10 protein-coding genes are annotated in these 11,521 nt (G+C 36.0%); 7 read left to right on the top strand and 3 right to left on the bottom strand.

Translation table 11 applies throughout. The features are described from left to right. Window positions 1–103: 103 nt before the first annotated feature. Complete coding sequence (locus tag HY987_RS11170) at window positions 104–919, bottom strand: hypothetical protein (protein WP_292758588.1); 816 nt, start codon at window positions 917–919, stop codon at window positions 104–106. Next, window positions 916–1,248: a hypothetical protein gene (locus tag HY987_RS11165; RefSeq protein WP_292758586.1), complete on the bottom strand. Its 333-nt coding sequence runs from the start codon at window positions 1,246–1,248 to the stop codon at window positions 916–918. The genes HY987_RS11170 and HY987_RS11165 overlap by 4 nt, the downstream gene beginning before the upstream one ends. A 396-nt stretch (window positions 1,249–1,644) precedes the next feature. Between HY987_RS11165 and HY987_RS11160 the strand changes: the two genes are divergently transcribed. The 3 genes from HY987_RS11160 to HY987_RS11150 all read left to right on the top strand — a co-directional run bounded on the left by HY987_RS11160 (window position 1,645) and on the right by HY987_RS11150 (window position 5,351). Next, a complete protein-coding gene (locus HY987_RS11160; protein WP_292758584.1) occupies window positions 1,645–2,004 on the top strand; it encodes a hypothetical protein in 360 nt (119 codons plus the stop codon). Between the two features lie 686 nt (window positions 2,005–2,690). Further along, window positions 2,691–4,043: a DASS family sodium-coupled anion symporter gene (locus tag HY987_RS11155; RefSeq protein ID WP_292758581.1), complete on the top strand. Its 1,353-nt coding sequence runs from the start codon at window positions 2,691–2,693 to the stop codon at window positions 4,041–4,043. A gap of 84 nt (window positions 4,044–4,127) precedes the next feature. Continuing rightward, entirely contained in the window at window positions 4,128–5,351 is a 1,224-nt protein-coding gene (locus HY987_RS11150) for a histidine kinase dimerization/phosphoacceptor domain -containing protein (protein WP_292758579.1), read from the top strand. A gap of 166 nt (window positions 5,352–5,517) precedes the next feature. Here the strand turns inward: HY987_RS11150 and HY987_RS11145 are convergent, their stop codons facing one another. Beyond that, a complete protein-coding gene (locus HY987_RS11145) occupies window positions 5,518–7,299 on the bottom strand; it encodes a PAS domain-containing protein (protein WP_292758750.1) in 1,782 nt (593 codons plus the stop codon). A gap of 592 nt (window positions 7,300–7,891) precedes the next feature. Between HY987_RS11145 and HY987_RS11140 the strand changes: the two genes are divergently transcribed. The 4 genes from HY987_RS11140 (at window position 7,892) to HY987_RS11125 (ending at window position 11,320) form a co-directional block, all read left to right on the top strand. After that, window positions 7,892–8,248 carry a DUF2085 domain-containing protein gene (locus tag HY987_RS11140; RefSeq protein WP_292758576.1) on the top strand — a complete coding sequence of 119 codons (357 nt, stop codon included), beginning with the start codon at window positions 7,892–7,894 and terminating at the stop codon, window positions 8,246–8,248. A gap of 37 nt (window positions 8,249–8,285) precedes the next feature. After that, complete coding sequence (locus HY987_RS11135; RefSeq protein ID WP_292758573.1) at window positions 8,286–8,855, top strand: DUF3426 domain-containing protein; 570 nt, start codon at window positions 8,286–8,288, stop codon at window positions 8,853–8,855. Between the two features lie 748 nt (window positions 8,856–9,603). Next, complete coding sequence (locus HY987_RS11130; protein WP_292758570.1) at window positions 9,604–10,446, top strand: class I SAM-dependent methyltransferase; 843 nt, start codon at window positions 9,604–9,606, stop codon at window positions 10,444–10,446. 199 nt (window positions 10,447–10,645) lie between these two features. Continuing rightward, a complete protein-coding gene (locus tag HY987_RS11125; RefSeq protein ID WP_292758567.1) occupies window positions 10,646–11,320 on the top strand; it encodes a DUF4332 domain-containing protein in 675 nt (224 codons plus the stop codon). The last annotated feature ends 201 nt before the right edge of the window (window positions 11,321–11,521 follow it).

Here is an 11,521-nt window from a genome sequence, read left to right as displayed (position 1 = left end):
TAATTAAAAGATTGTTCTTAAAAATAATTAAAGATTCTAAAAAAGTAATTAAATGGGCGCCTAAAGAGAAATTAAGATTCTAAAAAAAATAAATAATGAACATCTATTTTGATGTCCCTTTTACCCTACTCGGGTTCTTCCTTGAATTTGATTGGAATCCAAAAAGCACCCTAAACATGTTCCTGAAAGGTTTCCGGTATATGTGAAGGTGGATCAGCGTTCCCACCACCATCAAAATTGATAGTTCCACGTGCCAAAAGGTTAAAGAAGGATTCAAGGCCGTTCTTATACCCATAGTTATCAGCAGGGTCAGAATAACCCCAGTACCCCCACTTCCCAGGTACCCTGCAGTAAGGAGTAGATTCCATATCCTACGATGCTTATTCCGTTTTAAGATTCCCTTTTTAAACAGGAAATGGGTGATGAGGTATCCTCCTATAATCAGCAAGCTTATAGGCAGGACAAAGTAATTGTTTGTATCACCATTAAGGTTTCCAGAGTCTAAACTGGGCGAATCCTGAACTGTGGTGGCGTTTGCATCGACTTGATCCGGTACTGTGTCCTCTGCATTCACTCCGTTTCCATGTCCACTGTCAGTAGTAGTGGTAGTGGTATCATCGGTGGTAGTGGCTGAAGTGTCAGTAGTAACTGGTGTTGCCTGGGAGAAATCACATATACCATCCCCACCCACATCCATATATCTAGAACACTGCCCAGGGAAAGGATCATTAACCATCCCATAGGGACAGGTGGTTGCACATGAAGAAGACATGGTACTGGCAGCTATGAAAGGAATTGTAGAACCGACTACCAGGAGTTTTTCTTTAAATGGTACACTTTCCAATTTGGATTTTATGTTTTCCTTTGTCAAAGCAGATTTTAAATTATTCTTTGATATTTTAGATAATTTTCCCATCATGCTTTCACCCTCCTTTTAGCCGGGAAGAACGTGGTCCTGGCGGACTTCCAGTAGGTGTGGATGTGGAAAATAGTTACCAGAGCCAGGGTTATACCCAGTTCAACATGCCAGTAAAGTAACTGCGGATTGATGGGTAATTTCACCCCGAATTCCATGAATAACAGTAGAATGAAACCTGCACCTGCAGATATCAGGAATGCTGCTCCAACAATAAAGTTCCATATGTTAACGTGCAAGGCTTTTTTGACTAACTTCATTTTGTATAGACTGTAAGTGAATAAATAGCCCCCTATGAAAGGCAAGGCCGGTAAGATCATATCATAAACCATAATTGCTCCCCCGAAAAATTTTTTTCTAATTATAAGTTGTTTAAATTCTGTTTTTAGGATTATAGTGCAGGTCTTTAAATGAATAAAATATTATAAAAAATTTTAAAACTATTTAAGATTTAAAACACGGTTCAAATCTATTTTAAGACCTGAATTCACACTACACTACTAAATAGATCAACTATATAAAAGTAATTATTCCAAGATTTCACCCAAATCTTTCCATAATCATACCCAATTATTTATTTTAAGATTATAATGAATATTTAGGTTTTATATTGAATTCTGGGTATGTTCATGGTGGAAAATGGGTGCGATCTGGGTATAAACTTGGAATAACCATTTATCCCATCAAGGCATTATGTTAATGCACAGACACCATGGAGGTGAAAAAATATGGTTAAAATTCCAAAAAAAGCAGCATTAATTTGTGCACTGGTGATGATGATAAGCGTAGTTCCTGCCTTTGCATTGAATGAAACTAACACCACCACCACTACCGACCAAACCCAGGACCAAAACTGTACTGGCAACCAGAATCATGATAGAGATCAGTCCAAGCAGGGATCCTGTGATTCTGCTGGTGAAAACTGTGGAAGTTGTGACGGAGATCAACACAAGTACCAGTACGGCCAGGGAAACAGTGCTTCAGGAACCTCAAACGGTGACCAGAGCCACCAGTACCAGTACGGCCAGGGAAACGGTAACGCAGGTACTGAAAACTGTGACGGTACAAACTGCAAAAACACAAGTTAAGGTGGAAGATTAGAAGATAATCTTTCACTACTTATTTTTTTATTTTTTTTAATGTAGGCTATCCTGACTCTTTTTGTGGTATAAATCCTGACTCTTTTTGTGTATAAACTATTCCTTAGAATGTATACTAAATAATATTCTAAAACTCAAATCCAGTTGATGAAATCACCTCAAATCTAAATTGTCACTGCGAATTTCTCAGGTTATTAAGACTTATTATAAATACCAAAGCAAACAGGAAGGTGCTAAGATAGGTAGTCCAGGTGTATTGCCCTAATCCAAAAATTTCATACAATCCAATAGCCACTACTATTATTGATAAAATGGCAGTCCACAGATCCCAGTTCATATTTTTTTTAACCTCTTATTTTTGTGTTATGTGATTAGTTTTCGAGAATTATAAAGTTGTTCCCATTTCATATGAATTTAATTTGGATACAATTATTCAAGTGAAAAAGTTTTCAAAGTAAAGATTATCTTCTAAAGTAAGATTATCATAAATCTACAAATTTAGTACCGACACATGTTTGATACATGATTCAACCCGGAATTTATTATCCATAAAAAAAACAAATATTATATAATGATTAAACATTATAAAATAAGTATATATTAGGTTATGGTTCTAGGTTACCTGTTAAATAAAGGGAGGCTTATAAACGAACATAAACTTAAAAGTTTGGGGAATGCCATTAGCTATAATTGCATTTATAGTGATAATGCTAATCCCAATGAACGGTTTAAGCTATCCTGGCCATGCAGCAATTGCATTACTCGTATTCGCCGTTATAATGTGGGCCACCGAAGCAGTTCATTTAGCAGTTACTTCTTTGATAATACTCTTCGTACAGCCAATAATTGGCGTTGAAAGTTTTAATGATGCTGTAATTGGTTTTGCAAACCCAATTATCTTCCTGATGATTGGTGGTTTTATTATTGCCGAGGCAATCCGTAAAAGCGGTTTAGCCACACGTTTAACATACTCCATGCTCAATAAGTTTGGTACCAGTCCAGATCGAAGTCTTTTCGTGGCAGTGTTCTCCACCGGAATTTTATCCGCCTGGATTGAAAACGTGGTGGCATTTGCAATGTTACTCCCCATCGTCAAGGAAATTATTCCGTTAATGGGTGTTGATGACCCTGAAAAGGGTAAAAGTAACTTTGCAAAAGCCATGGTACTCGGTGCATCCTACGGTTCACTCGCAGGAGGATTCGGTACAGAAATAGGTACCGCACCCAACCTGATGGCAGCAGCTTACACTAACATCCCATTTGTTGATTGGATGATCTTCGGGTTCCCTCTGGCAATTATTATGATGTTTGTCATCTGGAAGCTACTGGGTAGAATGTTCAAACCAGAAATCAAGGGAATAGTGGGTGGGACAGAAACCATAACCAATAAATTAGAATCATTAGGGCCAATGACAAAAGTAGAAAAAATTTCATTGGCTATACTCTTATTCACCATTGGATTATGGGTTACCACAGGTTTAACCGGGCTAAACAGTTATTCCATTGCTTTAATAGGTGCTGTGCTATTCTTTATATTCAAAGTACTTGACTGGAAAGATGCGCAGAATGGTGTTGACTGGGGATTAATAGTCTTCTTCGGAGGAGCTTTAAGCCTTGGAGCAGCATTACTGAATACTGGTGCAGCAAACTGGCTTATATCTGATATTGTAAGTATGTTGGGAAGTGATCCATCAACCCTCCTTATCACGGTGGTTCTGATGATAATCGCAGTCTGCATAACCCAGGTAATGTCCAATATTGCACTTTCAGCAATATTAGTACCATTATCAGTTACACTGGCAGCAGCCCAGGACCTATCAATTGGAACATACGCCGTACCAGTAGCAATCGCCTGTTCACTATCCTTCATGCTCCCAATGGCCGATCCAACAGTTGCAATGGCCTACGGAACAGGGTACGTGAAAATTAAGGAAATACTAAAAGCAGGAGTTCCATTAGTCATAATCGGAATTATAATAACCATTATAGTTCTACTGAGCCCACTTGCAAAACCAGCGCTTGGATAAAAAAAAGAATTTCAAATGAAGGTAGAATCTCAAGTTCTACCCATTATTCATTTTTTAAAATTAACAGGAATGGGGTTTGGGAAAATGAAAAAGATGTTAGCACCCACAAACGGTTCAGATCATGGCGATGAACTGCGCAGGGAAAATGCAAAGAGGGAACAGTTAGAAGAATTATTGGAGGAAAGTGGTATAGATTTGAATGAAATAATGGGTGTTTCTCCGGTTCCCCAATTCGTAATAAATAAGGATCACAATGTCATTTACTGGAACCGTGCATTGGAAAAATTAAGTAAGATCAAGGCTGATCAGATTTTGGGCACCAATAAACAATGGAAAGTATTCTACGATAATGAAAGACCATGCATGGCTGATTTCATAGTGGATGGGCATCTTGAAGAAATTCCCAAATGGTACACCACCAAAAATAATAGATCTAAGTTCATGTTGAGGTATCATGGGAAATCTGAATCCGAAACTTTAGGGGATTCCTGTGAAGCTGTGGCTTTCTTCCCATTGATGAGTGATAAAGGAAAATGGTTACATTTCACCGTAGATGCAATTAAAAATCCTAAAGGCAATGTTATTGGGGCTGTTGAGACCTTTGAAGATGTAACAAAACAAATACACTTACAAGAGGAATTCGTGAAGACTACCGAAGAAAAAGAAGTGCTCCTTAAAAAAATTCAGCATAGAGTCAAAAGCGATTTACAGACAATAGATTCCATGATACATTATCAATCTTACTACATCACTGATGATGAATCAATGGAACGCTTCAAAGAGATTCAGAACCCTGTTAAATCAATGATTCAAATCCACAAGAAACTTTACCAGTCAAAGGATCTCGCGAACATTGATTTTGGCGTTTTCATCAGAAGCCTGATATTAGATCGATTCAGAGCATATGAGATTGACAAAAATACCATTCAAGTTGATATTGACATCAATAATATTCTACTTGATATCAATACTGCTATTCCCTGTGGGATCATAGCCAATGAACTGGTGAGTGATTCAATAAAACGCAGCCTTTTAACTGCCAAACTGGAAGAATCTAAAGAGGGTAAACATAAAAATCCTTACAAAATGAAGGATGAATTCGCAATGAAAATCACCGACAAAGGTGAATTCTATTCAATGACAGTTTATGATAATGTCAAAGTTTCTCCAGAAAATTTCGGCCTCCAGAATAATACACTGGATATGTGGTTTATAAATAAGTTAATAACTCAATTAAGAGGCACCGTTAACCTAGAACAGGAAAATGGAACCTTATTCAAGATCACCTTTAAAAAGATTAAGATATAACTCTATTTTAACCTTTAACCACCCCCTAATTATCTCAGATATTATAAATTTCTTTATAGATTAAAAATAAACGCCCTTTTTAATAAAACACCTTTTTTTTGAATAATCTTATTTTAGACTGTATATCTGTTTGATTTTTTCAAGAGGATTATCGTATAGTAATCTTTCAGTGTATAGTAATCTTTCTCCAGAATATAGATATGGTATCATCTGACGGGTAAACACTGAAATCAAACCAGTGTTGAGTTTTACGCATTCCGGGTGCTTCAAAGTGCTGAACTTCGTGTTCATTCATTGCCCTACGGAAGGATGTCTCATAGATGGTTCCAGCAAGTTTAGGGAATCTTTCCCACAGGTTTTGTCCCAGAAGATCATCTGCATCAACTCCCAGATATTCTGCGGCACATCGGTTCACATAGATAAAGTTCCAGAAATTATCCAATGCAACAAAACTATCCTGTATGCTGTCTAAAATCTGAGTTATTTGGCGTTTTCCACTTTCAAGTTTTTCTTCAGCCTGTTTACGTTCAGTGTCATCAAATACGTAGCCTTTAACCTGGATGAGTTCCTCAGAGTCATTGAAGATACCAACCAGATTGGCAACAACATGGATCCTCATGAAATCAGATCTTCGTTGCCAGCTTTGAAATCCCTTGATTTTACCCTCACTCTTGAGCCTGGTGACCATGTATGGCCAGTCAAAGGGGTTTGACTCGGATATATCCCACTTGAGTGCATTTTCAATGGTATCAAAACCGTAAATCTCTGCAAAGGCAGGGTTACATTCCAAAATCTTCCCATCAAGAGTGGCAATAAAATCCCCAGTAAGATCCTCATCAAATAAACGATGATACTTCTCCTCACTATGCTTTAAAGCTTCCTCAGCTTCCTTACGTTCAGTGTCATCGAAAACATAACCTTTAACTTGTACCATCTCCCCCAGATCATTGAAAATACCCACAACATTAGCAACAACGTGAATCTTGCTATCATCAGGCCTTAACTGCCAGCTCTGATAATCCTGGATCTTACCTTCATTTTTAAGGCGGCTGATAAGATTCTCCCAGTCACTGGTGTTGAATTGGGAGATATTGGATGCAACAGCTTCTTCACCATCTTTAAACCCATGTATCTCCGCAAAGGCAGGGTTACACTCCAAAATTTCCCCATCAAGAGTGGCAATAAAATCCCCGGTTAAATCCTCATCAAAAAGACGCCTGTATTTCTCTTCACTCCATTTTAAAGCTTCTTCAGCTTCTTTACGTTCAGTGTCATCGAAAACATAACCCTTAACCTGGATGAGTTGGCCTGATTCACTGAACATGGCCACAACATTACTGACAATGTGTATTTTTTTCCCGTCTCCTCTTTGGTGAGTGGTCTGGTGGCCCCTGATTTTTTGCTCAGTTTCAAGGCGTTTTATCAGATTTTCCCAGTCTTCCTGGTTGAAAGATGAAATATTAGATTGGGCAGCCTCTTCACGGTTAGAAAAACCGTAAATCTCTGCAAAAGCAGGGTTACACTCAATCACCCTACCGTCTGGTGTGGCAATGAAGTCCCCGGTTAGATCATCCTCAAAAAAACGGCGATACTTCTCCTCACTTATAATGAGTTTGTCTGATTTTTCTTGGGATGTGTCTTCCTGAACATGCACTAAAAATCCAGTGTCAATGAGTGAAACAGTTCCCTCAACAATTGCATTACCTGATCTTTCGGTAGTGTAAACCCCACTGATATTTTCAAAATCCAGTTCAGTTTTAAAATTAATTAACCCCTTTTTGAGAATCTCCTCTTTTTTAAAGGAAATCAGAGGGTTATTGAATAAATTAATCTCAGGGCTATCTTTTAATTTATGGATTCCCATTATTTCCAATGCAGACCCATTAGCATCGAACAGTTCCCCTTCTTCATTAAAAAGAAGCACCCCCATAGGAGATTTGTCGAATATTTCCCTGAAAATATGGTAATCGTTTTTTACCTTTATTCCTCCTCTAAATCGGGATCCATGAATTTCTATATATTTGATTGTTTTCTCTAAATATTATTGTTTGGTAGGGTAATGTATGATTTGGTAAGGGGTTCTTTTTACTGAACTATGAGAAGTGGGGGCTACTTCGTAATAGTACCGTATTTTCGCTAAAAGTGGCTAAATAATCTTTATTTAAAAAATTAAACAATCTTAACTTATTTAACATACGTTCGAGCATTATAATAAATATATTTAATGATTAAGTAATATATAACTCTTATGTACACCAAATATGATTCAAAAAATTCAAGCCCAATGGAAAATAATACTCTCCATAGATCATATCTTGTTTTAAAACTTCCCAAATGGCATATCATGTTAGATTAGTCTAAAAAACCCTAAATAACACTTAAAAAGATAAATCATTGATTTTAGTTAATTAAAGGGAATTAAAATTAATTTAATTTAATTTTAATATTTGGTATTATCCAAAAGTAACATTTAAGTATACTGACAGCATATTGTTGTTTAATTGGAAAATTGTTATCAGACAAAAATTGGGCGGGGGCCTATGAAACACGAAGTAAAGAATGAAGAATTTAAATTTTCAAATTTAATATGCCACAGAATCCCTGAAAGAACCTTTAAAATTAGGGGACATTATTTTCCTGTTTGTTCTCGATGTACAGGATTCTATATAGGGGCATTTTCCTATTTTATCTTAGCTTACTTTGTTTACGTAGAGTATACTGTTTATTTAATTTTTATCGCAATAATAATGTTAATTCCCGCATTTTTAGATGGTTTTACGCAATTAATTGGATTAAGATTGAGTAATAATGGGTTAAGATTATTAACAGGGTTAATTGGAGGTATAGGCCTCGCAATTATAGTCAAAGCAATAAAATGGATGATAATTAGTAGTTGATGTTTTTTTTTATTATCAAAAAAATAGGAGCGATTAAATGACAAAGATTTGTCCTAAGTGTAATAAAGTAAATGCAGATTCAGCAGGATTCTGTCAGAATTGTGGTACAAAATTAAAAGAATCTGTAACTGCACCATCGAAAAATAAAGAGCCAAAAAGTGGAGCAAGTGGATGGTGGAGTAAACAAAGTTCAGGTGGGAAAGCAGCGATCATGTTTGTAGGAGTTTGTGTTGTAGGACTCATAGTAATTGTAGGGCTGGCAGGGATGATTTCTTCGGATAAAACAACTGCAACACATTCATCATCTTCATCTGTAAGCACATCTTCACTACCAACAGGAAACATAACGGTATTAAGTTCAAGTGCAAGACGCGATAGTATTGGAAATTATATAGTTTCGGGGGAAGTTCAAAACAATTATAATACTGATAAAAAATACGTTGAAATCAGCGGAACAGGTTATGATTCAACTGGTAAAGTTGTTGCAACTCATACAACATATGCCAGCCTTGATTCAATACCTGCAGGGGGTACATCACCATTTACACTTTACTTGGATGATGAAAATGACCAAATAGTGACGTATAAACTGCAAGCACAAGCTTAATCCATAAATATTAAAGGAGGTTTCCTAAAAACCTCACCCTTTTTTTAATAACTTTAATTTTTTAGTAGAAATAGTCAAAAAAACATTTAGAGGGGTTTTAGAGTTAATGTAGGTAAATGCAACAGTGACATGAGAATGATACAGTCCTTTTTGTCAGAATTGTGGAACTGAATAAAGCCAAAAAACATAATAACCAAAAAAGGAAAAACAACTCATTCTCATTATTTTAGCAATCATAACTCACAATTTGTTAAGTAATTCCTTAATATCTTACTAATAAGAATGTATGGCCATAAATTTCCTATGAAATATCTTGTTAATAAAGGATAATGTTAATTTTAAATTCTTCTTACATGAAACGTACTTCGTTATATCGGCATATTACGAAGTTGGCCTCGGCGAGAAGTTATCTTTTACACTATTTGTTTTCAGAGTAAGTATGTCCGGGTTTTTGGTGATTAGCCGGAACCCTGCGCCGACCTTCGGTCGTCAGCCGGCCTCCGGCGTGTAAGTACTTTAAGGGTTTTGTATTGAATGTTAGCACACTAACAGCAATACTACAACTTCCAAAAACCACATAATTAAATCCCTGGGGCGGATTTTTCTTTGGCTTAAAGAAACAATGGTGTGGATGTGGCTGTTTTCCTGATTTAAGTTTGGTTCTGGACCTGCTACTTTGAGTTAAATTATCAAATTATATTAATATAGAATTTTAATATTTAAATAATGAATTAAGCCCTGTGATTTTATGTTTGACAAATTATACCAGATAAATAAAAAACCAAAGCCCTTCGAGTTTTATACAGCCCTAGATCTCTGGACTGATGAGTATACTTCTCAGAAAATGTTAGAGTATCATCTGGATGAGTCCATTGATGTTTCTTCACGCAACATTAAGTTTATCGAAAAATCAGTTTGGTGGATGGTGAATTTGCTGAACTTGAACTCTGATTCTAGCTTAATTGACTTTGGCTGTGGTCCAGGTCTTTATACCAATCGATTAGCCAAAAAAGGAATTAAAGTGACTGGAATTGATTTTTCAAAAAGATCCATTGGTTATGCCAAGGAAAGATCTGCAAAATTCAATTTGAATGTTAATTATATTCACCAGAACTACCTTGATTTTGTTACCGACGGCAAATTCGATGCAATTACCATGATCATGTGCGACTACTGTGCCCTGAGTCCTCAGCAAAGAAGGATCATGCTGGGCAAATTCAGGAGATTTCTTGAAACCCATGGGAAAATCATTCTCGATGTTTACTCTTTGAATTACTTTAATCAAAAAGAAGAATCGGCCACCTATGAATTAAATCAAATGGACCATTTCTGGTCTTCAGAAGATTACTACTGCTTCATTAACAGTTTTAAATATAACCCGGAAAAGGTAACTCTAGATAAATACACAATCATTGAAGCCACTGGGCAAAAAAAAGTCATTTACAACTGGTTACAGCACTTCAGTTTACAATCACTTAAACAGGAATTTGAAGAAAATGGGTTTAAAATAGATAATGTTTATGGGGATGTTACAGGTAGCGATTATGATCCTGAGTCCGATGGATTTGCGATTGTTGCAAGTAAAAAATAGCTAAGATAGCTAAATCACATAACATAAACTTCATATGCCTACCAACATCAGATCTCAACCCTATAGAAAGACTTTGGCATACAATTAAAAACAAACTGTCAACAAAATTCATTGAAATCCCACTGATTCGCGTGATGTATAAAAATGAAAAAATAAATAAATTGATAAAAATTAGATAAACCTTGAGGGGCTGTTATTTATGGGATATTACATTGATTTAAGCAAAATGAGTTTAAACGAACTCAAAGAGAACTTAAAGTCCAGAAATTTACTTCCCAGCCAGCAAATACTCAAAAAAGACATTGACAAAAACTTCAATGTTATAAGAAAACAAAACATCGAAGATTTACATCAACTGCAACAAGTTCTGAAAACAAAAAACAAAGTTAAAGAATTCTCAGATTTAGCTGGATTAACAGTGGACTATTTAACAATTCTCCGAAGGGAAGTAAATAGTTATCATCCTCAACCAAGGAAGATAAAAGATTTCCCTGGTTTATCTCCTGATACCAAGGAAAAACTGGAAAAGAATGATATTAAAACCACTCCCCAACTTTACCAGAAAGTTGCTTTGAAAAAAGATCGGGACGAGTTAAAAAAGGAGTTAGGTTTTGATGAAGAGGAAACATTAGTTTTAGCAAAGATTTGTGATGTTTCCCGGTTGCGTTATGTTAATCCTGCTTTTGCAACCTTGTTACTGAATTCTGAGTATGATACTGTGGAAAAAATAAAAAATGCAACTCCTGATGATTTGTACCAGAATTTAGTAAAGGTAAATGAAAATAAAAAGTATTATAAAGGAAGAATAAACCCCAAAGACATGGAATTTCTGGTTAATGAAACTCTTAATGTTTTATTAGATGTGGAATATTGATTATCCCTATGAATCCAAAAATACAGGGCATTATCCATTTACCTAACTTTCTCAACGGGGCATAGGATCCAGCCCCCATGGGCTGGACCAGGTCCAGGGGGAAAGTGTGATGAAAAATTGTTATCATTGCAGGTGCCAGGTTGAAAGTTAAGTTCTCCTACAATACTAACAAAGCCAATCTATATTATTATGTTTTTAAAT

It is taken from the genome of Methanobacterium sp. (assembly GCF_016217785.1).
GTDB lineage: Archaea > Methanobacteriota > Methanobacteria > Methanobacteriales > Methanobacteriaceae > Methanobacterium.
This window is presented reverse-complemented; position numbering and strand designations above follow the sequence as displayed.

What these genes read in the sequence shown, in the direction of transcription:
- HY987_RS11170 (WP_292758588.1), bottom strand. Translation starts at nt 919, where the DNA reads ATGATGGGAAAATTATCTAAAATATCAAAGAATAATTTAAAATCTGCT.
- HY987_RS11165 (WP_292758586.1), bottom strand. Translation starts at nt 1,248, where the DNA reads ATGGTTTATGATATGATCTTACCGGCCTTGCCTTTCATAGGGGGCTAT.
- HY987_RS11160 (WP_292758584.1), top strand. Translation starts at nt 1,645, where the DNA reads ATGGTTAAAATTCCAAAAAAAGCAGCATTAATTTGTGCACTGGTGATG.
- HY987_RS11155 (WP_292758581.1), top strand. Translation starts at nt 2,691, where the DNA reads ATGCCATTAGCTATAATTGCATTTATAGTGATAATGCTAATCCCAATG.
- HY987_RS11150 (WP_292758579.1), top strand. Translation starts at nt 4,128, where the DNA reads ATGAAAAAGATGTTAGCACCCACAAACGGTTCAGATCATGGCGATGAA.
- HY987_RS11140 (WP_292758576.1), top strand. Translation starts at nt 7,892, where the DNA reads ATGAAACACGAAGTAAAGAATGAAGAATTTAAATTTTCAAATTTAATA.
- HY987_RS11135 (WP_292758573.1), top strand. Translation starts at nt 8,286, where the DNA reads ATGACAAAGATTTGTCCTAAGTGTAATAAAGTAAATGCAGATTCAGCA.
- HY987_RS11130 (WP_292758570.1), top strand. Translation starts at nt 9,604, where the DNA reads ATGTTTGACAAATTATACCAGATAAATAAAAAACCAAAGCCCTTCGAG.
- HY987_RS11125 (WP_292758567.1), top strand. Translation starts at nt 10,646, where the DNA reads ATGGGATATTACATTGATTTAAGCAAAATGAGTTTAAACGAACTCAAA.